Below are 24,013 nucleotides of genomic sequence, written 5' to 3'. Positions count from 1 at the left end.
GCCTTGAGTTTTTTCATGAGGTTCAAGAAGTACCAAGCCCAGTGCGCTCGCTGCCATCCTCTGCCAGCAATTGGCCCAGCGGCGTACGCTCGAAGCCATCGTCAGCGATCTGATCAGCCTGTGGGGTCAGATCGAAACCATCTTCAGCAAATTGCTCGCTCAAAGGGGTGCGATCGAAGCCGTTTTCCGAGAGCGTACGATCTGCGCGAATCTCTTCGAATACTGTCGACGTGCCCTGTACTTCGCCAAGAAGTGGCTGTGGTTGGCTCGGTGGGACAGCAAGTGCGGTGGACGCGACACTGGCCAGGATCATACTTGCAAATAACTTTTTCATGATGTCGTCCTCGAGGTAGTTGGGTACGGGACCTATGCTACGGGGGAGGACTCAATGTACAAACGCGCACGTATCAATAGTGCAAATCGACAATAGTGATGTAACACCGAGTCGGGAGGTAATGATCTATGCAGCCAATCATAAGATTCAATCAGGCCGATATGATCAGTTAATTACCGGATCGCGGTTTCGCCTTGTACGTCAGATCGCACACGGTTTGGTTTGTTGATTGCGGCCATGCTGCGGTTGTGCAGCGGGACCAGAATGGTCATTGCCGTCAGTGCACCGAGCAGCGCACAAAACATATCGGCCTGGGTGTCCCATTGATCGCCCTGCATGCCAAGGAATTCCTCCGCGCCCTGGCCAAGGGCGAGCGCTGCACCCCATTCCACGAGTTCATAGACGGCGCTGAGGGTCATCGCCATACACACACAAACGAACGGCAGTAGGTGCCGCCCCAACGCATGACCGTTGCGCAGCAACAACTCACGAGCGATAAGCGCCGGCACCACGCCTTGGATGAAGTGCCCCAGTCGATCATAGGGATTGCGGCTGAGCTCCAGCCAGTCCTGCAGCCAGAACCCCAAAGGCACGCGCGCAAAGCTGTAGTGCCCGCCAGCAATCAGCCCCAGCGCCTGAGTAGCGAGTAACAGATAGAGCAGCGACGACAGCGCAAAGCGCTGGTGACTGTAGATCAGCGCCGGCAGCAGGATGGCCGCGGGCAGGATTTCCAGCAGCCAGGTGGTGCGGTCATGGGGATCGATGGCAGACGCCACCAAGGCAAGTACGACGAGGCACACCAGTATCCTGAGCAACTGCTTACGGTGCATTCAACCTGCCTTTTTCGGATTTGGGTGTATGCACAGTGGACAGCGAAACCGGTCGCCTGACTGCCGTAAGGCGATGAATGCCCCGCCATTGTCAGTTGGCGCAGGTCAGGGCAGGGCTTTCTCGGCGTAGGTGCGGGTGACCAGCCCAAGCTGGGAGCGAAAGCTTTCCATGTCGAACATGGTGCAGATTTCGCGAATCTGTCCGCTCGGGGTCAGTATCCAGAAAGCCATCGCCGAGATGCTGAGCACCTTGTCGCTGGGTGGATAGCCCAGCGCTTCGTTCTCAATGGTGCCGATCAGCGTGCTCCAGGTGACCACTTTGTCGGCCTCGGCTACGCACTCCTCGATGACCACCTCAAGATCCGGCATGGCCGTGCGGATCTGCGAAACCATTGCGGCAAATTCGCTGCTGTTCATTGCGCGGCCGACGAAGGAGCTCTTGTACAGGAAATCCTTGCTGTGCAGCTGCTCGGCGAGGGCAAGATGACCGCGATTCCAGCTCAGGTCGATGTGGTTACGAACCACCCGTTTATTGTCATCCAGTGACATTCCGATGCGTCCATGTGCGGTGAGGAGAGTGTGAACTGTAGCAGCAGCGGTCAGGGGCAGCATCCATCCGCCGAGCAGTTCGTCGGCTCAGTCCGGCGGCAACCGCAGCCGGAACGCGGCACCACCGAGACTGGAGTCATCGAGCTTGAGCTCCCCGCCGTAGCTGTCGAGGATGTCCTTGACCACCGCCAGCCCGATGCCCTGACCCGGATGCTGAGCGTCCAGTCGCTCGCCGCGGCGCAGGATGCGTGCACGCTGGTCGACGGGCACGCCTGGGCCGTCGTCCTCGATGCTCAAGAGAAGTCGATCGCCGTCTTCAAGCAGCGTGATGCGTACCTGGTGGAGGCACAGCCGGTAGGCATTTTCCAGCAGATTGCCGAGCAGCTCCATCAGCGCACCTTGCTCCAGCGGCAGGGTGGCACCGGGAGGCAGCTGCAGGTCGACCTGTACGCGTTTGTCCTGGTAGACCTTGTCCAGCGTGCTACACAGCCGCGTCAGTACGGGCTGCAGCGCCACCCGGTATCGCACCAAGCCGCTCTGGCCAAGACATGCACGTTGCAACTGGTAGCCGATCTGCTGGCTCATTCGCTCGATCTGCGCTCGCATGATACGGGTCTGCTCGCGGTTGTCCGGTTGGGCACTGATCACTTCGCCCACGCTTTGCAGCACCGTCAGTGGCGTTTTAAGACTGTGGGCCAGATCGCCCAGGGAGTTGCGGTACTGCTCCCGTTGTCGCCGCTCGCCATCGAGCAATCGGTTCAGCGACCGGGTCAGGCGCAACAGCTCCTTGGGGTGCTGGTCGCTAAGCCGATCCAATCGACCTGATTCGACCTGGTCGAGTTCGTGGCTCAAGCGTTTGAGTGAGCGAAAGCCCCATGTCAGGCCCAGCCACAGCAGAGTCAGCAGGACCAGCAGGCCTCCCCCAAGCCAGAGGTAAAGTTGCTGGCGAAACTCATCGAACAGGCTGCGGTATTCGCTGGTGGGTTGCATGGTGACGAAGCTGAATGCCTGACGCCCCTCGCCAGCCAGGCGAAGTTCGACGTCATAGACGAAGTACTCCTGGCCATCGGCGTCACGCACGCGCTTGAACTCGGTGATGTCGCCATGAAGGCGCGGGTGGTAGTCGATCTGCTCATCTTCGGCCGAGCGCGACTGCCAGAGGAGCTTGCCTTGGGGGTCGAAGATGTACCCCAGCAGCTTGGCATCTGGGAGGTCGAATTCTTCATCGGGCAGCCGGCTGGGCATCACCAGTTGTCCGTCTTCAATGCGCGACGCGCTGATCAGGGTGTTGGCATCGGCGGCCAGACGTTCTTCGATGACTCGCTCGAAGGCAAGGCTGAACGCGGCCTGCAGTACCGGCAAGAGCGCGAGCATGAAGACCACCGCCAGGCAGGTCGCACCCAGCATCAAGCGCAGGCGCAGCGAAAGCGTGCCGTTACGCGTGGTTCTCGCCAGCACTAGCCAGCGGCGCCAGCGTCGACTCATCGGCAGCGCTCAGTGAAGAGGTAACCCAGGCCGCGGACGGTATCTATGGGTTTCAGATCGCCCTGCGCTTCCAACTTGCGGCGGAGGCGGCCAACCAGTACCTCGATGACATTGGTGTCGCGCTCGGTGTCATCCGGGTAGAGCTGTTCCATCAGCCGCTCTTTGGCGACTACCTGCTGCTGATGGCGCATCAGGTATTCGAGGATGCGGTATTCGAAAGCCGTCAGTGCAAGCGGCTCATCATTGACCAGCGCCTGTTTGCGATTGAGGTCGAGCTTCAACGGGCCGGCCTCGATGCTGGCCTGGGTAAAGCCTGAAGATCGTCGCAACAGTGCATTCAACCTTGCCTCCAGCTCTTCGAACTGGAAGGGTTTGACCACGTAATCGTCTGCACCGGCGGCGAGTCCTTCGACCTTGTCCTGCCAGTTGCCACGAGCGGTAAGAATGAGAATGGGGAACCGTAGACCATTGGTGCGCAGTTGACGGATCAGGTCGAGGCCACTGATGCCAGGCAGGCCTAGGTCGACCACGGCCAGGTCATGATGAAATTCACGGGTCTGGTAAAGCGCCTCTTCAGCGTTGGCCACGGCGTCAACGATGTGACCGCTTTCGCTCAGGCGAGTCAACAGGTGGTGGCGCAGCAGCGCCTCGTCCTCCACCACCAGCACTTTCATTGCTTACTCCCGTCATGCAACGGCCGGGACGATCCCGGCCGTGGTCCTGTGAAGCAAACCGCTCGGCTTAGAAGTGATAGTTCACGCCGAGATAGGCCTGCTTGCTGCTATGAACGTCGATGGAACCGACCTTGCCCACGCCGCGCTCGGACACTTCGGTCCCGGCATTGCTGCGCAGGTAACGATAGCCTGCTTCCAGCGACGTGTTGCTGCCGACTTGCTGCAGTACGCCTGCCTGCAGGCCGACAAGGTAGCCGATGTCGCTGTCGCGGCTGTAACCGCTGGACTCGTTCTCGAGCTTGGTCAGACCAGCACTGGCACCGCCGAACAGGCGAGTGGTGTCACCGATCGGCAGGAACATGTCGTAGCTACCGATCAGGTTCTGCTGGCGCAGCTTGAGCGAGCTGCCGTAGTCGTCGGATACGTTCTCGTAAGTTGCATAGTAGCGCGCTTCGTCAGTCATCTGACCGGCACGTACGCCCCAGGTGCCGCTGTTCTTGATGGTGTCGTCGAAGCGGTTCTTGCCGGGCATGGTTTGCTTCAGGGTGCTGGAGCGATCGATGTTGACGGTGCTCTTGCCCCAGGTGAGGCCGGCGAAGTTGTCGGCGGCTTGGGCGCCGAGGGTGAAGACGCTCAGAGTAGTGGCGATGGCCAGGGTATGCAGCTTGTTCATATGTCGCTCCTGTGCAGGGCTGAAAAGTTACGCATTCATCCTGCCTGCGAGCCCCTGAACCGCTCCTGAACCCTGGCTGAACCTCAGCTGAACGACGTGAAGGTGGCGCAGCAACGGCTGCGCCACCGCTGCGCTAGCGTCCCCGGCGCCCCAGCAAGGCAACCAATGCTGCTGCGCCCACAGCCACCGCTGCCGTCGTCGCGAGCGGATGTTGTGTCGCCTGGGTGTACAAGCTGCGCTTGAGAACCATGCCGGGATAGTTGCCGCTGGCTTTGCCGTCACCGGCCGCGCCGACATCGCTGTCGTGCAGGGCTCCGCGTGGGTGCTGGTCCGGGCGGCCGCTTTGAATGGCATCGTAAACGAATGTGCGGTTGATCCAGTCGGCCAGCCGTGGAGCGTTCTGCGCCAGCTTGGAAAGCAGCTTCGCATTGCCGATGTAAACGTCGCGCTGAGGGTGCTCGGCGGCGTTGAGGATTGCGCGGGCAACCACTTCGGGTGCATAGACCGGCGGCGGAAAGACCGGCGCGCTGGGCAGGTAATTCTTGGAGTGGTCCATGAACTGGGTATCGGTCGATGACGGGCGAACCAGGGTTACCGAAACGGGTGTGCGGGATTTCTGCAGCTCGACGCGCAGCACGTCCGTCATCGCCTTGATTGCGTGCTTGCTGGCGCTGTAGCTGCTATGAAATGGCAGTGCATTGGCCGACTCGACACTCCCGATGTTGATCAGCGCGCCACCTTTGTCACGCAGGTGCTTCACCGCAATCGAAGAGCCGTAATGGGTGCCCCAGAAATTGGTCTGCATGACCTGATGGTGATCCTCGTCCTTGACCTGATCGAAGCGTCCCCATACCGAGCTGCCAGCATTGTTGATCCAGGTGTCGAAGCCGCCGAAGTGCGCAATGGTTTCACTGGCAACGCGTTCGAGCTGCTCGCGATCGCCTACATCGGCCTGCACGTGCAGGACGCGCTCGCCGGCGTTCAGCTGTTGCTTGATGTCCTGCAGGGCTTCTTCATTGCGCGCCACCAGCACCACGCGTGCGCCGCGTTCGACGGCCATCCGCGCGGTGGCCAGACCTATACCGCTGGACGCACCGGTAATGACAACGACCTGCTCGCGCAGGGGTTTCAAGGAAATGTGCATCAGAACTCCTCCAGTCAACCGTTGGGAAACCTTGGCTCGGTAGAAGCCTTAGCGCCGCTGGCGTTCCGGGCAGGCGATGGATGGCAGCGGCTGGATAGCGAGATTCTGTATGTGGAGCTCGTGGATTGATTGTGGAACGCCACTTTTGCCGTGGCCTTAACGCGGTGTTTTCCCACTGCTGGTGGATAAGCAGCGCTGGGCATCCAGCGCCCGTCTGATTCACCGCCCGAGCGGGCTTCTCGATCGAAGCCGAATGCAGAACTGTCTAGATGCGCCGGAACTCTTTTGATGGCCAATTGCTCTCATCCAGGCCGGGAGCCTTTTCCGGTATTCCCCGTTTATCAGCAAATCCGCGCGCTGGATCGCGTAGCGGGCATGCCTGGATGTCGAGCAAGGTTTAGGAATGAAGCGTTTCGTTGTGCTGGATAGTTTTCGAGGCATCTGCGCGGTTGCGGTGGTGCTGTTTCACACTCAGATCCTGTTGAGTTTTTCAGAACTCAGTTTCTTCAGGCATGCCGATCTGTTCGTCGAGTTCTTCTTCGTGCTGAGTGGCTTCGTCATGTTTCACGCCTACGGCTCGCGCCCGTTCTCGGCCGACATGCTCAGGCGATTCGTCATCAGCGGTACGTTCCGTCTATATCCGCTGCACCTGGTAATGCTTTTGGTGTTCATCGGGCTCGAGTTCGGCAAGTTGTGGGCCGAGCATCATGGTTTCTCCTTCAACGACGCGGCGTTCACCGGCAAGACGGCGCCGAGCGAGATTCTGCCCAACGCCTTGCTGCTGCAGAGCTGGATTGGCGACTACAACAGCCTGTCGTTCAATACGCCGGCATGGAGCATCAGCATCGAGTACTACCTGTACATGGTGCTTGGCGTTCTGCTGCTGGCGATGCCGCGATATTGCGGCCAGATCCTGGCGCTGGCGACCCTGGTGTCCTTTGCGGCGCTTTATGTCGACCTGGAAGTGATCAAGCCTTTCATCTGGCGCGGGGCATCCTGCTTCTTTGCCGGAGCGTTGACCTACCGGCTCTATCAGAAGCTTGAACCTACGATCAGCCGTTTTGATGATCGGCCGTTCTTTACCGGGCTCGAGCTGCTCTGCTTGTTGCTGGTGTACCGAACCCTGACCCATGAGCTGCCGCATCAGGGCATCATCGCCAGCCTACTGTTCTGTCCGGCTGTGCTGGTTTTTGCCAGCGAGCGTGGCGCCATCTCGCGACTGCTGCAGCGCAAAAGCTTCATACGCTTGGGGGAGCTGTCCTTTTCGATCTACCTGACTCACGCGGCCGTGATCTTTGCATTCACCAGCGCGGCGGTCGTGTTATCCAAATTCACCGGGACGGAATACACGCTGATTCTGCAGCAGCCGGACAGCGACCAGATCATGCGCTATGTAAGCTCGGGCAGCACACTGGTCGACGATCTGCTGACCTTGCTGGAGCTGGCAATTGTGCTGGCGGTTTCTACGCTGACGTATCGCTTCGTCGAGTTGAAGGGGATACAGACCGGAAGGCGCCTGTCACGTAGCGAGCCGCGGCCGCTATCGCAGGTGTGAGTCGGCCCTGGCGATCTGTTCGGTTTGCTCTTCGCCCGGCGACGAACCGGGCGTTGGGCTGGTTGGCTGCACGGCGGGGTAGGCTTGATGCAGTGCAGGCTGCTCTTCACCGTCTACGGACCAGGTAAGCGTCGCCTCGATGCGGCTGTCTTTGGCCAGGCCAAGGCGGTTATTCAACGGACATTGCGCTTCAGATCCACTGGTCAGCCTCCCTGATTGACGGCTACGGCTGGTGCCTGCCTTACCGATCGTACGCACCTCAAGCTGGTAGGTGAGCTGGTGAGGCTTCGCGCTGCTGAAACACAGCCGCAGATGCAGGCGATCGTTATCAGGTAGCAGCTCCAGCCGTGCTTCGACCGGTGCGGCAGATGCTGCTGTGGCAAGCAGCACGGTGGCAAGAGCTGTAGTGAGCATGGGCGTATTCACCCCATATAGATGCGGTCTACTGCTGCGTGATAGTGGCCTGATTGCCACTTCCGGTTTGCATGATCATGGCGTTCATCAGGGCTGCGCTCTGCGTGATTGCAGCTTGGTTCGTCGCGCCGGTCTGAGTGATGCGCGCCTCATTGTATTCGGCGAACTGACGAATCGCGGCGAGGTTGCCATCACCGTTTTGCACCACGCTGGCCTGATTGCCATCGAATTGCTGGACCAGCTCCACGCTGTTGTCATTACCGGTCGACGAGCCTCTGAATGCATTGCCGCGGCCTGTCTGCTCGACGGACAGCAGGTTGTTGTCACCCGCCTGATTGAACGCGATTTCACCGAACAGGGTGTACTGCGTAATGTCCGCGCTGTTCGAGTTGCCGTTCTGAGCAAGCTTGATGTCACCGGCATCGCCCTGATCGATGGTCGCGTCATTCTCATCGCCAACCTGGTATACCGCCAATTTGGTGCCGTGATAGACGCCGTCCTGGGTCAGGGTTACCGAGTTGTCGTTACCGATCTGATATGCCTGAGCCTCTGCAAAGCCTCGCTGAGTAGCGGCGATGAAGTTGTTGTCGCCGATGCTGCTGAGCAGCATCTCGTTTGCGTACCAGGTCTGCTCGACCTCGATTCGATTTCCGTTGCCTTCCTGATAAACGCTCGCGGTGCCGAAGTGGCTGTCAGGGCCCTGGTAGATGGCAGCATCGTTGCTGCTACCGATTTGCACGATAGAGGTCAGGTTCGATTCGCCGCTCTCGAGTTGATAGACCGCAGCACTGTTATCCGTACCGTTCTGGCGTACGACCGCCTCGTTGAGTGGTCCGCTCTGTTCGATGGTCGAGTCGTTATAGTCGCCGGTCTGCACGACCTTGGCGCTGGTGTCGGCATGAGCGCCAATGGCGACAGCCAGTAGAGCGGCTGACGCGAGGAAATGCAGGCTGCGCATATCGTTCCTTATAGATCTGGCGATGGAGTTAGGTGGCGACGTGGTTAGCGATGCTGAACGATCTCGACCCGCTGGCCGCTGCCGTATTGGACGACGCTGCTGCTCAGGCCATTGCCGATTTGTTCGATGCTCGCGGCGTTGTTCGAGCCGATCTGTGCGATTGCAGCTTCGTTGTCGCTGCCGATCTGGCTGATGTCGGCGATATTGCCGGAGCCGATCTGAAGGATGGTGGCCAGCTGGTTGTCACCCTGTTGAAGGATGAAGGCCTGCTGATCACTGCCCTGCTGAACGATGTTGGCCAGCTGGTTGGTGCCGGTCTGGCTCACGTCAGCCAGGTTGTCGCTGCCTTCCTGCAATACCCGCGCAAGCTGCCCATCAGGAAGCTGCAAGGACCCCATCGCAGGACTGGACAGGTTGTACGAGCCTCCAGCGAGGTCGCCGTTGTCCATCAGGTCATTGGCCAGAAGCCCGTAGCTGGTGAGCATCAGGGCGGCAAGAACGCCGCGGCGGAGTAGGGCTAGACGATCCATGCAGGCACCTCTTGATAGTGTTCGGATTCTTGACCGCAGGCGAGGCGGTGAATATCCATCGAACGGTGTAAAACAACAGGTTAAAGACAGGTTCAGGGGATTAAGCCATACCTTTTTTACAGCTCGTCACGATCCATATCGTAGGTGTCGAGTAACAGGTTCTGCAGCTTGTTGCGGCTGATGTCTTCCTGGATAAGGCGAGCGGCTTCGTTGGCGATGGTTTCGATCTCCGCGACATTAGGTTGCAGAAAGCGGCGGTAGACGATGCGCTGCCCATGCTCGACCCACACCAGGCTCCCCCAGCGTGCCGAGGGCCGTTCGCGTACCACGAGGTCGCCGTCCAAGTCCGTCGCATCCTGCAGGGCAAAGCTCAGGTAACGATGGAAATCGTGACCGAAGCGGGTGATCGCGTTATCGATGATCAGCCCGCTCAGTTCGGCTTCGCTCTCGGCCTGTTGCGATTCGATCGGCTGCTCCTGCGCGCGCAGCGGCGCAAGGGCGAAAAGCAGGAGCAGCCCCAGCGTCAGGCGTGACACGACTCGGACCAATCCAGCCGACCGCGCAGCAGGAAGGCGGCTTCGGCACGGTTGGAGGCGCCGATCTTGCGCAGCAGGTTATGGATATGACTTTTGATCGTATGCGGACTCAGGCACAGCTGTTCGGCGATCTCGGCGTTGGAAAGGCCCTTGCCTGCGAGGCTGAGAATTTCACGTTCGCGCAGTGTCAGCGACGGTTTGCTACCTGCCAGCTGACGCATGCGACGCCACTGGCTGAGTAGCCGCTGAGTGAGCACGCGCGGCAGCCAGTCGCCGCCTTCGAGCAATACCTGAATGCCGTCGAGCAGATGCTCGCGCGTTGCGTGACTGTAGAACACGCCACGAATGGCCGGGTGTTTGTCGACCAGTTGCTCTGCCTGATCCGGAGCAATATTGACGAGGGCCACGGGGGTCTGCTCGTCGAGTTGATCCAGCAGCGCCGAAAGCTGCTCGGTCTGGCTGTTTCCCGAATCCAGCAGGTAGAGGTCGGTCTCGCCTGGGGCAATCTTCTCAAGCCTCGCCAGGGCGACTTCCACCTGAGCCTGTTCGCCGAGAAAGTGTTTGAAGAACAGTCCCAGTAGCTCATTACCGGTGAGCAGGGTCACAGTAGGCCGGTTACTTTCCTGGTGGGTGAAATCCGCTTCGTCCATGTTCAATCCTTGGTCTTGGGTACCGTTATGCCGCGTAGAAAAGTTACTAACCGACCGGGCGAAAAAGATGAAGTTCAGCGTTCGGGTTGCGATTAGGCAGGCATCTGCGCTCAGACGCTGACAACCCGACGGACGGTCGAGTTAATGCCAAGGTGGAGTGAATGGTCTAAGGTCAGTCAATCACCCGTTCGATGGAGACGGCATGAATCAACCCTCTCGCGAATTGACGTGCCGCGCGCTGATCACAGGGCTAATCCTAGGGGCGATATTGACGCCCTCGAACATTTATTCAGGCCTGAAGATCGGCTGGTCATTCAACATGTCGATCATTGCGTTGCTGGTCGGTTTCGCTTTCTGGCAGAACCTGGCAAAGCTGTTGAATCGTCCGTCCTGGACGCTGCACGAAAGCAATATCAATCAGACCACAGCTTCTTCTGCAGCCTCGATCATTTCCGGCGGGCTAGTGGCGCCCATACCCGCCCTCACGCTGATTACCGGCCACCAGCTGGACACACTGCCTTTGATGGCCTGGGTGTTCTCGGTGAGCTTTCTTGGAATCTGGGTCGCCTGGTACTTGCGGCCCTCGCTGATCGTCGAATCACAGCTGCGCTTTCCGGAAGGCATGGCGACGCTGGCGACGATGCAGCAGATTTACAGTCACGGCGCCGAGGCGGCCCGGCGACTATGGGTGCTGAGCTCGGCCGCATTGCTGGCGGCAGGAGCCAAACTGATCGATAGCCTGCTGTGGAACTTGCCGCGCTGGGCGCCAAGTGCGCAGCTGGAGCGGCTGACGTTCAACCTCGAACCGTCGCTGTTGCTGCTCGGGTTTGGTGGGATTATCGGCCTGCGGGTGGGCTTGTCACTGCTGCTGGGGGCGGCGATCGCATGGGGGCTGATTGCACCGTGGTTACTCGCTGAAGGCCTTGTTCGCATGCCTGCAGGTGCCAGCGGGCCGCAGTTCGCGTTGCTCATCGAGTGGCTGCTCTGGCCGGGGGTGAGCCTGATGGTCTGCTCCACCCTGACGGCCCTTGGGCTGCGTTTTCTGCGTGCCCGTAGTGCGGGCGGGCCCAGGAGGATGGCTATGCGCCGACCGGCGTTGCTGCCCGCGCTCGGGCTAGGTCTGGCTGCGATTCTGGTAATCATCCTGCAGATGACGTTGTTCGGCATTCATCCGCTGATGGCGGCGCTTTCGATCCCACTGGCGTTGTTGCTGGCAATGGTTGCGGCGCGGGTCGTGGGGGCGACTGGCATCCCGCCTATCGGGGCAATCGGGCAGTTGTCGCAGCTCGGTTTTGGCGCCATCGCACCGGGGCAGGTGGGGATCAACCTGATGAGCGCCAATACCGCTGGCGGTGCCGCCGGTCAGTGCACCGATCTGCTCAACGATTTCAAGGTCGGCCATGCGATCGGCGCCACGCCGTCGCGGCAGGTAATCGCGCAATGCCTGGGCATTCTGGTCGGCAGCCTGGTTGGGGTACTGGCCTATCAGCTGTTGATTCCAGACCCCCAGACAATGCTGATCACACCGGAATGGCCGGCACCCGCGGTGGCGACCTGGAAGGCCGTGGCGGAGGCGCTGACATCGGGGCTCGGCTCCATCAGCCCGGATATCCGCTGGGCTATGCTGGCCGGTGCCATGGCGGGAGTGGCGCTGGGGATACCCGAAGGGTTGGCGCCGGCCTCACGCCTGCGCTGGTTGCCGAGCTCCGCGGCACTAGGGTTGGCCTTCATCATCCCCGCCTCGATTTCCTTGATGATGGCGTTCGGGGCGCTACTGGCCTGGCTCTTCGCTGCTCGCTGGGGCAGCCTCGCCGAGCGATTCGTGATTGTTACCGCCGCGGGTCTGGTGGCCGGCGAAAGTCTGGCCGGAATCGGGATTTCGCTGTGGCAGTTGCTCCACTAGAGCGGCTGCACCTGAATTTCTCCATCGGCCTCATGTCCCAACTTCAGACTTCGAGAAGGGGATGGCATGAGCGACGCAGACAATGAAACCGAGAGTGCGAGAGGGGTCGCCAGCCGGAGCTTGATCAAGGTGAGCGTGCTGGTTGTGGTTGCGCTGTTGGTGGTGGTGGCGTGGCTGGCCTTCGAGTTTCTTCTGCTTTTGTTTGCAGCCATTCTCTTCGGCGTGCTGATCAACGGTGTCAGCTGTTGGATCAGTGAAAAGACGCCGCTGTCGCGAAAAGCTTCGATGGGCGTGTTCTTTGTACTGTTCCTGATTTCGGTCGGTTTGTTCGGTTGGCTGGTCGCGCCGAGCATTTCCGAACAGGTTGATGCGCTTTCCGAGTCGCTGCCCGAGGCAGTCGAGCGGTTGCGCGAGCGCGCCGATGATTCCGCATGGGTCAGTCGAATCATGGAGTATCAGGGCAGTCTGAGCGAAGCCGTATCACCGGGTGATGGCTTCAGCGTGGTGACGGCTGTGCTGGCGTCCCTCGGAGGAGCGCTTACCAGCTTCGTGGTGGCGTTTGCCATCGGCGTCTGCTTGGCCATCAATCCTCGGGTTTACGTTGACGGATTCGTCAAACTGATTCCTCTGAGTTACCGCGCACGCACCAAGGAGGTGCTAAGCGAGAGTGGTTCGACGCTGCAGTCCTGGCTGATCGCCAAACTCATCGAGATGTTGTTGATCGGCGTGTTGACTACCTTGGGCCTGTGGTTGCTGGGCATCGAACTGGCTCTGGTTCTGGGGCTGATTGCCGGGCTGTTGTCCTTCATACCCAATATCGGGCCGGTGATCGCTTTGGTTCCTGCGCTGTTGCTGGCTTCGCTCGAGGGAACCCGGACGATGCTCTACGTCGCCGGCCTTTACGCCTTGGTCCAAGCGCTTGAGAGCTACGTGTTCACGCCCTGGATGCAGAACCGGATCGTGTCCGTGCCGCCGGCCCTCACCATCTCCCTGCAACTGCTGTTCGGCTTGCTTGCCGGCACCCTGGGCCTGCTGCTGGCCACACCTCTGGGCGCTGTAGGAATGGTGATGATCCGAATGCTCTATGTCGAAGACGTGCTCGGTGATCGTCCGGGGCGAGAAGAACGGCACGCTGCCGAAGATTACGATGAACGGTAGGGCATCTGAAAGCACGGCCCGGGGCTTTGAGCCGCACAGATACAAATTTTGTAATGCGTCCGATGAAACCCCTGCGGCGGATGGGTGCCCGATTATAGGAACCCTTTGTGATTAGGAGAACGACCATGAAAACGACTAAATTGGCAGCGCTTACCCTGGCCGGTTTGATGTCCACCGGCGTTTTCGCAGCCGGTACCGCCGACAGCGATCACATGAAAGATAAAGACGGCCACGGCTCGATGAACAGCGGCAGCCATAGCGGTACGACGATGGATGGCAACACCTCCGACGATACCAACCGCAACGGCATGAGCACTGGCACTGGCACCACCACCGGCTCTGGCCAAGAAGCAGGCCCCGGCACTGGCACCGGTACTAGCGTGGGTAACACCACCGGAACTGGCAACAGCGCTACGGGCGCAGGCTCGGGCTCCGGTTCAGGCGGAGCGGGTGGCGCTGGCAACTGATGCCAGCGTAGCCAGATGAAAGCCCCGGCCCTGGTCGGGGCTTTTTTTTTAGGGCAGCCCCGTGCGCACAGTCGTTGCGAGCTAGTTGATCGCGCTGAACTGTCCATCCCTCACATGAGGTGGAACCATGAACATGCGTATACCCGTATTCATGATGATGGTGGCGGTTTCGCCTTTGGCTCTGGCTACCGGAACCGGGCCGACGCTTCCCGAAAAAAGCCGCGAGCATCCGCTCGATACCCGCGAGCCTAGGCAGGACGTAATCGAGGGTGCGAGTGGCAGCCAGAACCAGCCTAGGCCAGCGACGCTGGAGACTCCAAGGGAACTGCCAACGACTGAGCAGTCGCCGCGGGATAGCGATGCCGATGTGCGCGGCGAGGCGGAGAAACCTGCGTCCAACCGCTGATCCTCTCGTTGGATAGCAGCATAAAAAAAGGGAGGCCGAAGTCTCCCTTTTTTGCGTGCGCTGCTGGTTAGAACAGGACGCGGCTGCGGATGGTGCCGTTTACCTGCACCAGCTTTTCCAGAGCCAGGTCGGAATAGTCCTTGTCCACGTCGATCACCACGTAGCCGACCTTCTCATTGGTCTGCAGGAACTGGCCACAGATGTTGATGCCGTTGTCGGCGAACACCTTGTTGATCTCACTCATCACGCCCGGAATGTTCTGGTGGATGTGCAGCAGACGGTGCTTGCCCGGGTGAGACGGCAGAGCGACCTCGGGGAAGTTGACCGAGGACACCGACGTGCCGTTGTCGCTGTACTTGACCAGTTTCTCGGCCACTTCCAGTCCGATGTTGGCTTGGGCTTCGGCAGTCGAACCGCCAATGTGCGGGGTCAGGATCACGCGGTCCAGGCCACGAAGCGGGCTTTCGAACTCTTCATCGTTGGATTTGGGCTCGACCGGGAACACGTCGATTGCTGCACCGATGAGGTGCTCGTCCTTGATTGCTTCGGCCAGATGGTCCAGCTCGACCACACTGCCGCGGGCAGCGTTGATCAGGATCGAGCCTTTCTTCATGGCGCGAATTTCCTTCTCGCCGATCATCCATTGGGTGGACGCCAATTCGGGGACGTGCAGCGAAATGATGTCGCACATGCCCAGCAGCTCATACAGTGAGCCGATCTGAGTTGCGTTGCCCAACGGAAGCTTGGTCACCACGTCGTAGAAATAAACCTGCATCCCTAAGCTTTCGGCGAGTACAGACAGCTGAGTGCCAATGGAGCCATAGCCGATGATGCCGAGCTTCTTGCCGCGGATCTCGAACGAGTTGGCCGCCGATTTGATCCACCCGCCGCGATGGCACGAGGCGTTCTTCTCGGGAATGCCGCGCAGCAGCAGGATGGCTTCGGCCAGCACCAGCTCGGCCACCGAGCGGGTGTTGGAGTAGGGGGCATTGAAGACTGCGATTCCGCGCTCGCGGGCGGCGTTCAGGTCAACCTGGTTGGTGCCGATGCAGAAGCAGCCGACAGCGATCAGCTTGTTGGCGGCTTCGAATACTTCCTCGGTGAGTTGAGTGCGCGAACGAATCCCGATGAAATGGACGTCGGCGATCCGCTCCTTCAACTCCTCCTCGGTCAGCGCGGTCTTGAGGTACTCGATATTGGAGTAACCGGCGGCCTTGAGGGTATCGACAGCGTTCTGGTGAACGCCTTCGAGAAGAAGAAACTTGATCTTGCTCTTGTCGAGTGAGGTCTGGCTCATCTGCATTTAAACCTTAAGGCCGAAGGGTAGGACGAAGTGTCCAGCGAAGGCTGGCCGACCCGGTATCAGCGGTGTCGGGAGTCTGCCGAGGCACGTTTCAAAAGGGTGCGTATGCTAGCATACGGCCCCCTCGAAACACCCTATGTCCTGAGCTGAAGCGTACTCAGGGTGACCATGAATTGAATGAGAGTTCACATGATGACCGATCCCGCCCTGATCGATGAGCTGAAGACCCTGGTCGAGCCCGGCAAGGTGCTGACCGATGCCGATTCGCTGAATACCTACGGCAAGGACTGGACCAAGCATTACACCCCAGCGCCCACGGCCATCGTCTTCCCGAAAAGTGTCGAGCAGGTGCAGGCCATCGTGCGCTGGGCCAACGAGCGCAAGGTTGCACTGGTGCCCTCTGGCGGACGGACCGGCCTTTCTGCGGCGGCCGTAGCGGCCAACGGGGAAGTAGTGGTCTCTTTCGATTACATGAATCAGATCCTCTCGTTCAACGAGATGGACCGCACCGCGGTCTGCCAGCCGGGCGTGATCACCGCGCAGCTGCAGCAGTTCGCCGAGGACAAGGGCCTCTACTACCCGGTGGACTTCGCCTCGTCCGGCTCCAGCCAGATCGGCGGCAATATCGGCACCAACGCTGGCGGGATCAAGGTGATTCGCTATGGCATGACCCGCAACTGGGTGGCGGGTTTGAAAGTGGTGACTGGCAAGGGCGACCTGCTCGAACTGAACAAGGACCTGACCAAGAACGCCACCGGTTACGACATGCGTCAGCTGTTCATCGGCGCCGAAGGCACGCTGGGCTTCGTGGTCGAGGCGACGATGCGTCTTGAGCGTCAACCCACCAACCTCACCGCAATGGTGCTGGGCACGCCGGATTTCGACTCGATCATGCCGGTGCTGCATGCCTTTCAGGACAAGCTGGACCTGACGGCCTTCGAATTCTTCTCCGACAAGTGCCTGGACAAGATCCTCGAACGCGGTGATGTACCCGCACCCTTCGAAACCCGCACTCCGTTCTATGCGCTGCTGGAGTTCGAGGCCACCACCGATCAGCGCGCTGAGCAGGCTTTGGCGACCTTCGAACATTGCGTCAACGAGGGCTGGGTCGTGGATGGTGTGATGAGCCAGAGCGACCAGCAACTGCAGAACCTGTGGAAGCTGCGCGAGTACATTTCCGAGACCATCTCCCACCGGACACCATACAAGAACGACATCTCGGTCACCGTATCCAAAGTGCCGGCCTTCCTGGCGGACATCGACGCCATCGTCTCGGGCAACTACCCGGATTTCGAAGTGCTCTGGTACGGCCACATTGGAGACGGCAATCTGCACCTGAACATCCTCAAGCCCGAAGCCCTTTCGAAGGACGAGTTCTTCGACAAGTGCGCGTCGGTCAACAAATGGGTGTTCGAGACGGTCGAAAAGTACAACGGGTCGATATCGGCAGAGCACGGCGTGGGCATGACCAAGCGCGATTACCTGACCTACAGCCGCTCCGAGGCGGAGATCGGCTACATGAAGGCGATCAAGGCGGCATTCGACCCGAACGGCATCATGAATCCAGGCAAGATATTCGCGGTTTGATTGTAGGGGCGGGATGACCCGCCAACGGCAACGGCGGGCAAGTCCCGCCCTACAGACGAGAGCTTCGATGAATTACCAACACCAGTACACCGACGGCACGCTCATTCATTATCCGCTGGGCAAGGTGGTCTGCATCGGACGCAACTATGCCGAGCACGCCAAGGAGCTGAACAATCCGGTGCCGACCGAGCCGCTGCTGTTCATTAAGGCCGGTAGCTGCACCGTACCGCTGGAAGGCGGCTTCAATATCCCGACCGACCGCGGCGTGGTGCACTATGAAGCGGAAATCGCCGTACTGATCGGCAAGCCGCTGTCACGCAAGCCGAACGAAGAAGAGGTGCGCGACGCGATCTCCGGCTTCGCCCCGGCGTTAGACCTCACACTGCGCGATGTACAGGCCAAGCTCAAGGAAAAGGGTCATCCCTGGGAAACCGCCAAGAGCTTCGACGGCGCGTGCGTGCTGGCACCTTTCGTACCGGGCGATGCGGTACAGGACCTGAACGACATCGGAGTTCGGCTGACCATTAACGGTGAAGTGCGTCAGGACGGCAACAGCAACCAGATGCTCAACGCGATACTGCCGCTGCTGCAGCACATCGCCGGGCATTTCAGCCTGCAGCCAGGTGATGTGGTGTTGACCGGCACACCGGTCGGCGTCGGCCCTCTGAACCAAGGCGATGAACTGGTGCTGGAGCTGCTCGGTCTGTCGCGTTTCGAGAGTCGTGTGCTGTAACCGTCGATGCACCCGGGCTGGCAGAATTAAGTTTCAATTCATCCACGTTGTGGTATTTCTGCTGGCCCGCTTTAAGTCCGAGATAGCTCGATGTTCCTTACCCTAAAACGCACGAGTGCAGCGCTTCTGTTAGGCGTTGTGCTGGTTTCCTTCGCGTATGCGTTACCAATCTCGTCTACTGCGCAGCAGTGGCTCTTCAAGCAAGGGCAGGACGCGCGGGCCGAACAGTGGCAGGGTAAATCAGTCTGGCTAGACGACTATCAGGTACAGATCCAAGCGCAGCCGATTAAAGGCGTCGAGGATGACCTGTCGGCATTGACCTACGATCACCACCGGAACACGCTGTTCTCAGTGACCAATGGCAGCCGATTACTGCTGGAATTGAGTTTGGAAGGTGAGCTGCTGCGAGAGATCGAGCTGACTGGGTTTCTCGACCCTGAGGCTGTGGAGTACATCGAGCCGGGTGTGTTGGTCATTGCGGATGAACGTTTGCAACAGCTGGTTCGTATCGAGATTGATGATGAAACCCGTTCGGTGGATCTGGAGCAGTCCGAGCGCCTGACGCTCAACTTCGATCTGAGAGAAAAGAACAAAGGTTTCGAAGGTCTTGCTTATGATGCTTCCACTCGGCGTCTCTTCGTGGGCAAGGAACAGAATCCTCTTCGCATTCTTGAAGTCAAAGGCTTCCCGCCGTCCAAGGGCCTTGAGCCGCTGGCGGTAGATGTGCAGGAAAACACGTTGCGCGACGACGGTTTGTTCGTGACTGATATTTCAAGCCTGCATTACGTTGATCAATACCATCATCTGCTGGTGCTGTCGGATGAGTCGCGCCTGTTGGTGGAATTGGATGCTGAGGGCGAGGCGATCAGCAGTCTGTCACTGGAAGAGAGTAAGCACGGGCTGCGCAATGATGTCCCGCAAGCCGAGGGCGTGACCATGGGGCCCGACGGCACGATTTATATCACCAGTGAACCTAATCTCTTCTACACCTTCACCAAGCCCGGCCACGCCAGGTAGGCCGGGGCATGGGTGGGGCCTAAAGCGGAGTCAACGGCGACTCCGCTTTGCCAGAGCTAGAACGCCCACTGAGCGCCGATCAGAAAGCCGGTAGCTTCGCCATCGTCATGCTGTAGCCGGCCGTTGGCCTCCGCATAGAGGCCTAGCGACTCGTTGATGGCTAACTGAGCGCCAACTTGAGCGCGGGCAAAATGCTTGTCCACGTTGCTCACTCGTGTCGTGCGAGTGGCTCCGTCGCCACGGCTCACGGCGCTGAAACTGTCCGAGAAGCCGTCGCCTAACTCTTCGACCCAGGCGAGGCTCGCATACGGCTGCACTTTCAGCCCGCGATCGAACTCGATATCGCCATAGGCGCGCCAGCCTAAGCTCAGTTCGACTGAATCATATCGCTCCGTCTGATAGTCGAGTGCGGTTCGCAAAGCCTGTTTCTCCGTGAAACCATCGATGACGTAGCGCGTGTATTCGATTCCAGCCAGCGGCCCACTGCGCAGCTGCCCAAAGCTGAAGTCATACCCGGTCAATAAGCGGCCGCCCCAAAATGTCGCGTCTGTGTCGCCGCTCAGTCGTTGGTTCAGTACAACCGGCCCTCCACCATTGCCCTGAATAACCAGAGAGCGTGTGAGGTCTAGATCGCTGCGACCAGCGCGCAGATCGGCATTCAGCCAGAGCGGGCCACCGTCGTTCAGCTGCGCGTAAACGCCAGCCTGCCAGGTGTCGCTTTCGATTTTTCCGCCGTGCTGCAGATCCTGCTTGCCACCACCGTAGCTCAGGCTTGCGCCGATATTAAGGGTTGGGCTTATTTGATAGTCGCCCAGTGCATATATCCCAGCATGGCGAGCGCGACCTTGCACGCCATCGTCAAACCCACCGCTAGGGTTTGCACCGCCTTCTGCGCCAATGGCTCCATCGAAGCTGCCCACTTCCCGAGAGTCGAGTTGCAGGAGCAACCAGCGGCGTTCGTGCAGCTGCCCGAGGTTCTGGTGCTGGCGGGCGAGACCCTCTTCCACTGCTCTCATTGTGTGAGCCGCCGAGGCAGTCGAGTAACGCAAATCGGTGTTGGTCGCTTCAAGTACCAAACGTGTTAGCAGGCGGGAATAGTCTCGCAGGCGCTGATCGATGCGCTCTCGCCCGAATGCGCTCACCAGTACGGCCTCGTTGTCCAGTGCAGGATTGTGCCAGGTCGCTCCGCCGGGGATCGCTGGGTTGGTGGTCTGTGTATAGCCATCCAAATCACCTATTTCCCAATTGGTTGACTCCAGGTAAAGCACTGGAATCGCCAGGGCGGCGTTGAACGAATCGCCATCGCTACAGCAGCCCGTCCCGATCGGGTAGGCAGGGTCCAGGCCTGGATTGGTGAAAAGCTCGATGCCGAGCTCTTCGGCAATGCGGAACGCATGCTCACGCAAAGATGCGAGCGCGGGGTTCGCGATGCTGTTGCCCCCGGCGTGGGCATACATCTTGTCTCCGGTAATCAGGCTGTCTATGTTGATCATGCCGGTCAGGCTCGCGCGTGCCTCAGCATCGAGCGAAGACACGTAAGCTCGCGAGCCCCGCAAGCCTTCTTCCTCGGCGCCAAAGGCAAGGAAGGTCAAGCCATCTTCCAGGTCCAGACCGCTGAGGTTTCGGGCGATCTCTGTGAGCACCGCAGCACCGGAGCCGTTGTCGTCCAGTCCTTGAAGGGTAGGGCGGCCGAAGAAGGTGTCGAAGTGCGCACCGACCACTAGGCTCCGTCCGGTGACGCCGGCCGCAGTGGCGATAACATTCTGTGAGCTTCGGCTGGCCCCGGCGACCACCCAGGAGAAGGGCTGGCGGGACAGGGCATAGCCCGATCCCAGGCGTGCCTGCATCCAATCGCTGGCACCTTCGAAGTTGGCGGTGCCGCGGTAGCGGCCGGGATAGTCGTTGATCAATCGATCAAGCGTGGTATCGGCATATTGGCCGTATTCATATGCTAGGGCGCTGGGTGCGGCAACCAAGCTGGTAATGATGAGTGCAAGCGTTGTGGCTTTGCTCACAGGAGCCTCCTTGTCTTTATGGTAAAGGGCCATAAGCAAGAAGCACGCCGGCCGGCGATTTAGCAAGTTCGGCGGACGAATGACGCATCGTACGGCGCGACGGGCGACAAGCTGTCGTCAACCAGTTATTCGGTCAGTTCTCCGCCCCGGCAATGTGCCGGCGGCGATCCATAAAGTAGCAAGTGGATGAAAGCCGCCCTATTGCGAAACAAGGCGCAGGTCAGCGCTGCGCCTGTTTAAGAGCTTCAGCGCTTGAGCGTCTGGACGCCGTCCTTTGTGCCGAGGAGCAGGATGTCGGCCGGGCGAGCAGCGAACAGGCCGTTGGTAACTACACCGACGATGTTGTTGATCTGTGCCTCGACGTCTGGCGCGAAGCCGATCATGAGGTTGTGCACGTCGAGAATGACGTTGCCGTTGTCCGTCACCACGCCTTCACGGTAGACCGGATCGCCACCCAGCCTGACCAGTTCGCGCGCCACATGGCTGCGCGCCATCGGGATCACTTCGACCGGCAGGGGAAACTCGCCGAGGCGTTCGACCAGCTTGCTGCCGTCTGCAATGCAGATGAAGGTGTGTGCGACTGCTGCGACGATCTTTTCGCGGGTCAGCGCTGCGCCGCCGCCCTTGATCAGTTCCAGATGGCTGTTGGTTTCGTCCGCGCCGTCGACGTAGAACTCCAGTTCCGATACCGAATTCAGGTCGTAGACCGGAATCCCGTGACCCTTGAGGCGCTCGGCGGTAGCGTCTGAGCTTGCTACGGCGCCGTCGAAGAAACCCTTGTGCTTGGCCAGCAGATCAATGAAGAAGTTGGCAGTCGAGCCGGTGCCGACCCCGACGACGCTGCGGTCGGTAAGCTGCGGGACGATGAGGTCGACGGCGGCCTGGGCGACGGCCTGCTTGAGTTGATCCTGAGTCATGGCGTTATGGGTCCGGGCTGAGAGAAAACGTGGTGGGAAAGTATAGCGGCGCCCCGAGTGCCGGGTCTTGTCTGCTGAGACTGTCTGGCCTTTTTCTGCGCAGATTGCCGGTGGTCGGCGGGATTTTCGCAGAGTAGACTCGTCTGCCCCGCAATGCCCGCCAAGATAGCCCACGATGCTCGAACAATACGTCAAGAAGATCCTCACCTCGCGCGTCTACGACGTTGCGGTGGAAACTCCGTTGCAGCCCGCGCGCCAGCTTTCCGAGCGGCTCGGCAACCAGATTCTGCTCAAGCGCGAGGATCTGCAGCCGGTGTTCTCCTTCAAGATTCGTGGCGCTTACAACAAGCTGGCGCAGCTATCGCCCGAGGAGCTGGCGCGCGGTGTGGTCACGGCTTCGGCCGGCAACCATGCGCAAGGCTTGGCGCTGGCGGCGCGCGAACTGGGAATCAAGGCGACCATCGTCATGCCGCGCACTACGCCGGAGCTGAAAGTGCAGGGCGTGCGTGCCCGTGGTGGCAAGGTTGTGCTGCACGGTGACGCCTTTGCCGAGGCGCTGGCCTATTCGCTGAAATTGGTCGAGGAAAAGGGCTACGTCTATATCCACCCGTATGACGATCCGCACGTGATCGCCGGGCAGGGCACCGTGGCGATGGAAATACTCCGTCAGCATCAGGGCCGGCTCGATGCGGTCTTCGTACCCGTGGGCGGTGGTGGCTTGATCGCTGGCGTCGCGGCGTACATCAAATATCTGAAACCGGACATCAAGGTCATTGGTGTCGAGCCGGATGATTCCAACTGCCTGCAGCAGGCCATGGCTGCCGGCGAACGAGTGGTGCTGCCGCAGGTCGGATTGTTTGCCGACGGGGTTGCCGTTGCCCAGATCGGCCTGCACACCTTCGATATCTGCAAGGATTACGTCGACGAGGTGATCACCGTCAGCACTGACGAGATCTGTGCTGCAATCAAGGATATCTACGACGATACACGCTCGATCACCGAGCCGGCGGGCGCGCTGGCGGTGGCTGGGATCAAGCGTTACGTGGAGCGCGAGGGCATCGAGGGCCAGGTGCTTGTTGGTGTCGACTCCGGTGCCAACGTTAACTTCGACCGCTTGCGCCATGTTGCCGAACGCGCCGAGCTAGGCGAGAAGCGCGAGGCGATCATCGCTGTGACCATCCCCGAGGAGCCCGGCAGCTTCAAGGCCTTCTGCGAAGCCATCGGCAAGCGCCAGATCACGGAATTCAACTACCGCTACCACCAGGACCGTGAGGCTCACATCTTCGTCGGCGTGCAGACCCATCCGGAGAACGACCCACGCGCTGCACTGGTAGAGGGACTGAGGGCCAAAGGTTTTCCGGTACTGGATCTCACCGACAACGAGCTGGCCAAGCTCCACACTCGGCATATGGTCGGCGGACATGCTTCCGGCGTCAGCGACGAGGTGGTCTACCGCTTCGAGTTTCCAGAGCGGCCCGGTGCGCTGTTCAACTTTCTGAATAACCTGGGCGGGCGCTGGAACATCTCGATGTTCCACTACCGCAACCACGGTGCGGCAGATGGCCGGGTGGTTGCCGGCCTGCAGGTGCCAGCCGAGGAACGTCACCTGCTACCCGCCGCGCTGGACAAGATCGGCTATCGCTACTGGGACGAATCGGACAACCCTGCCTACCAACTGTTTCTTGGCTGACCAGCCATACCGCGAGGATTGATGGAACATTATCAGCTGCTGAATATCGTCCATGCTGCACTGGCAATCCTGCTCACGCTAGGGCTGATCGCCCACATCATCATGCTCTGGAAGGCGTGGCGGCGTGCCGATCCCGCCGTGCTGCGACAGAAGCTGCGGCGGACCCGGTTGATGTCGCTGCCGTTGCTCGCGGTATTTGCGCTGCTGCTCCCGGTGACCGGTTGGTGGCTCGCGCATCTGGCAGGCTTTCCGCTTGGCCAGCTGTGGTTGCTTGCCAGCTCGATTCTGTTCTTGGTGCTGGTGCCGCTCGGGCTGCTGCTCGGTGGCCGACTACGCGCCTGGCAGGCGTTAGGCGATACACAGGCACCGGCACGCCTGCCGCGGTTTGCGCTGGTCTATGCCGGTCTTATTCTGGTGATACTGATCGCCATCATGGGCCTGATGGGCGCCAAACCGGTCTAGCCACATCGGCGAAGTCGCGTACC

Annotated in this window: 25 protein-coding genes; 10 read left to right on the top strand and 15 right to left on the bottom strand. The window is 60.0% G+C overall.

Translation table 11 applies throughout. The annotated features are described in order from the left end of the window. Positions 1 to 22: 22 nt before the first annotated feature. From EA797_RS16970 to EA797_RS16940, 7 genes are all read right to left on the bottom strand, one after another. Positions 23 to 334, bottom strand: coding sequence for a hypothetical protein (locus EA797_RS16970; RefSeq protein WP_122167303.1), 312 nt, complete (start codon positions 332 to 334; stop codon positions 23 to 25). 173 nt (positions 335 to 507) lie between these two features. Further along, on the bottom strand, positions 508 to 1,164 hold the full coding sequence (locus tag EA797_RS16965; RefSeq protein ID WP_122167302.1) for a DUF2238 domain-containing protein: 657 nt from the start codon (positions 1,162 to 1,164) through the stop codon (positions 508 to 510). A gap of 105 nt (positions 1,165 to 1,269) precedes the next feature. Further along, on the bottom strand, positions 1,270 to 1,713 hold the full coding sequence (locus tag EA797_RS16960) for a ketosteroid isomerase-related protein (protein ID WP_122167300.1): 444 nt from the start codon (positions 1,711 to 1,713) through the stop codon (positions 1,270 to 1,272). A gap of 87 nt (positions 1,714 to 1,800) precedes the next feature. Next, a complete protein-coding gene (locus EA797_RS16955; RefSeq protein WP_122167298.1) occupies positions 1,801 to 3,198 on the bottom strand; it encodes an ATP-binding protein in 1,398 nt (465 codons plus the stop codon). Next, on the bottom strand, positions 3,195 to 3,872 hold the full coding sequence (locus EA797_RS16950) for a response regulator (RefSeq protein WP_122167297.1): 678 nt from the start codon (positions 3,870 to 3,872) through the stop codon (positions 3,195 to 3,197). Before EA797_RS16950 ends, EA797_RS16955 begins: the two co-directional genes overlap by 4 nt. A gap of 67 nt (positions 3,873 to 3,939) precedes the next feature. Next, complete coding sequence (locus EA797_RS16945; RefSeq protein WP_122167295.1) at positions 3,940 to 4,545, bottom strand: outer membrane protein; 606 nt, start codon at positions 4,543 to 4,545, stop codon at positions 3,940 to 3,942. Between the two features lie 133 nt (positions 4,546 to 4,678). Beyond that, positions 4,679 to 5,689: an SDR family oxidoreductase gene (locus EA797_RS16940; protein ID WP_122167293.1), complete on the bottom strand. Its 1,011-nt coding sequence runs from the start codon at positions 5,687 to 5,689 to the stop codon at positions 4,679 to 4,681. A gap of 403 nt (positions 5,690 to 6,092) precedes the next feature. Between EA797_RS16940 and EA797_RS16935 the strand changes: the two genes are divergently transcribed. Continuing rightward, positions 6,093 to 7,244, top strand: coding sequence for an acyltransferase family protein (locus tag EA797_RS16935; RefSeq protein WP_122167291.1), 1,152 nt, complete (start codon positions 6,093 to 6,095; stop codon positions 7,242 to 7,244). Here EA797_RS16935 and csgH read toward each other — a convergent pair. The 5 genes from csgH to EA797_RS16910 form a co-directional block, all read right to left on the bottom strand. Then, positions 7,230 to 7,658: a curli-like amyloid fiber formation chaperone CsgH gene (csgH, locus tag EA797_RS16930; protein WP_244214146.1), complete on the bottom strand. Its 429-nt coding sequence runs from the start codon at positions 7,656 to 7,658 to the stop codon at positions 7,230 to 7,232. The two genes, EA797_RS16935 and csgH, sit on opposite strands and share 15 nt — an antisense overlap. A 28-nt stretch (positions 7,659 to 7,686) precedes the next feature. Next, positions 7,687 to 8,616, bottom strand: a complete 930-nt coding sequence (locus EA797_RS16925; protein WP_122167289.1) for a hypothetical protein — start codon at positions 8,614 to 8,616, stop codon at positions 7,687 to 7,689. A gap of 44 nt (positions 8,617 to 8,660) precedes the next feature. Next, positions 8,661 to 9,146, bottom strand: a complete 486-nt coding sequence (locus tag EA797_RS16920; RefSeq protein WP_122167287.1) for a curli production assembly protein CsgB — start codon at positions 9,144 to 9,146, stop codon at positions 8,661 to 8,663. 116 nt (positions 9,147 to 9,262) lie between these two features. Beyond that, positions 9,263 to 9,682, bottom strand: coding sequence for a CsgE family curli-type amyloid fiber assembly protein (locus EA797_RS16915; RefSeq protein WP_122167285.1), 420 nt, complete (start codon positions 9,680 to 9,682; stop codon positions 9,263 to 9,265). Further along, positions 9,670 to 10,254: a helix-turn-helix transcriptional regulator gene (locus tag EA797_RS16910; protein ID WP_122167413.1), complete on the bottom strand. Its 585-nt coding sequence runs from the start codon at positions 10,252 to 10,254 to the stop codon at positions 9,670 to 9,672. Before EA797_RS16910 ends, EA797_RS16915 begins: the two co-directional genes overlap by 13 nt. A gap of 280 nt (positions 10,255 to 10,534) precedes the next feature. Here EA797_RS16910 and EA797_RS16905 point away from each other — a divergent pair, with 280 nt between their 5' ends. The 4 genes from EA797_RS16905 (at position 10,535) to EA797_RS16890 (ending at position 14,266) form a co-directional block, all read left to right on the top strand. After that, complete coding sequence (locus tag EA797_RS16905) at positions 10,535 to 12,235, top strand: OPT family oligopeptide transporter (protein ID WP_122167283.1); 1,701 nt, start codon at positions 10,535 to 10,537, stop codon at positions 12,233 to 12,235. A 66-nt stretch (positions 12,236 to 12,301) separates the two neighbouring features. Beyond that, positions 12,302 to 13,393: an AI-2E family transporter gene (locus EA797_RS16900; protein WP_122167281.1), complete on the top strand. Its 1,092-nt coding sequence runs from the start codon at positions 12,302 to 12,304 to the stop codon at positions 13,391 to 13,393. A gap of 125 nt (positions 13,394 to 13,518) precedes the next feature. Continuing rightward, positions 13,519 to 13,860, top strand: a complete 342-nt coding sequence (locus EA797_RS16895) for a hypothetical protein (protein WP_122167279.1) — start codon at positions 13,519 to 13,521, stop codon at positions 13,858 to 13,860. A 133-nt stretch (positions 13,861 to 13,993) separates the two neighbouring features. After that, positions 13,994 to 14,266 (top strand): hypothetical protein, encoded by a 273-nt coding sequence (locus EA797_RS16890; RefSeq protein ID WP_147456823.1) that lies wholly within the window; start codon positions 13,994 to 13,996, stop codon positions 14,264 to 14,266. Between the two features lie 67 nt (positions 14,267 to 14,333). On the opposite strand, the gene serA is transcribed toward EA797_RS16890, so the two are convergent. Next, positions 14,334 to 15,563 (bottom strand): phosphoglycerate dehydrogenase, encoded by a 1,230-nt coding sequence (gene serA / locus EA797_RS16885; protein WP_122167409.1) that lies wholly within the window; start codon positions 15,561 to 15,563, stop codon positions 14,334 to 14,336. Between the two features lie 198 nt (positions 15,564 to 15,761). Between serA and EA797_RS16880 the strand changes: the two genes are divergently transcribed. The 3 genes from EA797_RS16880 to EA797_RS16870 all read left to right on the top strand — a co-directional run bounded on the left by EA797_RS16880 (position 15,762) and on the right by EA797_RS16870 (position 18,906). Then, positions 15,762 to 17,156, top strand: coding sequence for an FAD-binding oxidoreductase (locus tag EA797_RS16880; protein WP_122167411.1), 1,395 nt, complete (start codon positions 15,762 to 15,764; stop codon positions 17,154 to 17,156). 67 nt (positions 17,157 to 17,223) lie between these two features. After that, entirely contained in the window at positions 17,224 to 17,889 is a 666-nt protein-coding gene (locus EA797_RS16875; RefSeq protein WP_122167275.1) for a fumarylacetoacetate hydrolase family protein, read from the top strand. Between the two features lie 90 nt (positions 17,890 to 17,979). Beyond that, entirely contained in the window at positions 17,980 to 18,906 is a 927-nt protein-coding gene (locus EA797_RS16870) for an SdiA-regulated domain-containing protein (protein ID WP_122167273.1), read from the top strand. Positions 18,907 to 18,962: 56 nt separating this feature from the next. Here the strand turns inward: EA797_RS16870 and EA797_RS16865 are convergent, their stop codons facing one another. Together EA797_RS16865 and rpiA are read right to left on the bottom strand one after the other, a co-directional pair. After that, complete coding sequence (locus EA797_RS16865; RefSeq protein WP_244214145.1) at positions 18,963 to 20,921, bottom strand: autotransporter domain-containing protein; 1,959 nt, start codon at positions 20,919 to 20,921, stop codon at positions 18,963 to 18,965. A 245-nt stretch (positions 20,922 to 21,166) separates the two neighbouring features. Next, positions 21,167 to 21,838: a ribose-5-phosphate isomerase RpiA gene (gene rpiA, locus EA797_RS16860; RefSeq protein WP_122167269.1), complete on the bottom strand. Its 672-nt coding sequence runs from the start codon at positions 21,836 to 21,838 to the stop codon at positions 21,167 to 21,169. A 175-nt stretch (positions 21,839 to 22,013) separates the two neighbouring features. Between rpiA and ilvA the strand changes: the two genes are divergently transcribed. Continuing rightward, a complete protein-coding gene (gene ilvA, locus EA797_RS16855) occupies positions 22,014 to 23,528 on the top strand; it encodes a threonine ammonia-lyase, biosynthetic (RefSeq protein ID WP_122167267.1) in 1,515 nt (504 codons plus the stop codon). Positions 23,529 to 23,549: 21 nt separating this feature from the next. Beyond that, complete coding sequence (locus tag EA797_RS16850) at positions 23,550 to 23,990, top strand: DUF2269 family protein (protein ID WP_122167265.1); 441 nt, start codon at positions 23,550 to 23,552, stop codon at positions 23,988 to 23,990. The last annotated feature ends 23 nt before the right edge of the window (positions 23,991 to 24,013 follow it).

The sequence above is a fragment of the Stutzerimonas zhaodongensis genome, from assembly GCF_003696365.1.
In the GTDB taxonomy this organism is placed as follows: domain Bacteria; phylum Pseudomonadota; class Gammaproteobacteria; order Pseudomonadales; family Pseudomonadaceae; genus Stutzerimonas; species Stutzerimonas zhaodongensis.
Note: the sequence above shows the minus strand (reverse complement) of the source record. Positions and strands in the feature narration are given on the sequence as shown.

Excerpts from the sequence above, each read along its gene's own strand:
- EA797_RS16970 (WP_122167303.1), bottom strand. The coding sequence starts at position 334 with ATGAAAAAGTTATTTGCAAGTATGATCCTGGCCAGTGTCGCGTCCACC.
- EA797_RS16965 (WP_122167302.1), bottom strand. The coding sequence starts at position 1,164 with ATGCACCGTAAGCAGTTGCTCAGGATACTGGTGTGCCTCGTCGTACTT.
- EA797_RS16960 (WP_122167300.1), bottom strand. The coding sequence starts at position 1,713 with ATGTCACTGGATGACAATAAACGGGTGGTTCGTAACCACATCGACCTG.
- EA797_RS16955 (WP_122167298.1), bottom strand. The coding sequence starts at position 3,198 with ATGAGTCGACGCTGGCGCCGCTGGCTAGTGCTGGCGAGAACCACGCGT.
- EA797_RS16950 (WP_122167297.1), bottom strand. The coding sequence starts at position 3,872 with ATGAAAGTGCTGGTGGTGGAGGACGAGGCGCTGCTGCGCCACCACCTG.
- EA797_RS16945 (WP_122167295.1), bottom strand. The coding sequence starts at position 4,545 with ATGAACAAGCTGCATACCCTGGCCATCGCCACTACTCTGAGCGTCTTC.
- EA797_RS16940 (WP_122167293.1), bottom strand. The coding sequence starts at position 5,689 with ATGCACATTTCCTTGAAACCCCTGCGCGAGCAGGTCGTTGTCATTACC.
- EA797_RS16935 (WP_122167291.1), top strand. The coding sequence starts at position 6,093 with ATGAAGCGTTTCGTTGTGCTGGATAGTTTTCGAGGCATCTGCGCGGTT.
- csgH (WP_244214146.1), bottom strand. The coding sequence starts at position 7,658 with ATGCTCACTACAGCTCTTGCCACCGTGCTGCTTGCCACAGCAGCATCT.
- EA797_RS16925 (WP_122167289.1), bottom strand. The coding sequence starts at position 8,616 with ATGCGCAGCCTGCATTTCCTCGCGTCAGCCGCTCTACTGGCTGTCGCC.
- EA797_RS16920 (WP_122167287.1), bottom strand. The coding sequence starts at position 9,146 with ATGGATCGTCTAGCCCTACTCCGCCGCGGCGTTCTTGCCGCCCTGATG.
- EA797_RS16905 (WP_122167283.1), top strand. The coding sequence starts at position 10,535 with ATGAATCAACCCTCTCGCGAATTGACGTGCCGCGCGCTGATCACAGGG.
- EA797_RS16900 (WP_122167281.1), top strand. The coding sequence starts at position 12,302 with ATGAGCGACGCAGACAATGAAACCGAGAGTGCGAGAGGGGTCGCCAGC.
- EA797_RS16895 (WP_122167279.1), top strand. The coding sequence starts at position 13,519 with ATGAAAACGACTAAATTGGCAGCGCTTACCCTGGCCGGTTTGATGTCC.
- EA797_RS16890 (WP_147456823.1), top strand. The coding sequence starts at position 13,994 with ATGCGTATACCCGTATTCATGATGATGGTGGCGGTTTCGCCTTTGGCT.
- serA (WP_122167409.1), bottom strand. The coding sequence starts at position 15,563 with ATGAGCCAGACCTCACTCGACAAGAGCAAGATCAAGTTTCTTCTTCTC.
- EA797_RS16880 (WP_122167411.1), top strand. The coding sequence starts at position 15,762 with ATGACCGATCCCGCCCTGATCGATGAGCTGAAGACCCTGGTCGAGCCC.
- EA797_RS16875 (WP_122167275.1), top strand. The coding sequence starts at position 17,224 with ATGAATTACCAACACCAGTACACCGACGGCACGCTCATTCATTATCCG.
- EA797_RS16870 (WP_122167273.1), top strand. The coding sequence starts at position 17,980 with ATGTTCCTTACCCTAAAACGCACGAGTGCAGCGCTTCTGTTAGGCGTT.
- rpiA (WP_122167269.1), bottom strand. The coding sequence starts at position 21,838 with ATGACTCAGGATCAACTCAAGCAGGCCGTCGCCCAGGCCGCCGTCGAC.
- ilvA (WP_122167267.1), top strand. The coding sequence starts at position 22,014 with ATGCTCGAACAATACGTCAAGAAGATCCTCACCTCGCGCGTCTACGAC.
- EA797_RS16850 (WP_122167265.1), top strand. The coding sequence starts at position 23,550 with ATGGAACATTATCAGCTGCTGAATATCGTCCATGCTGCACTGGCAATC.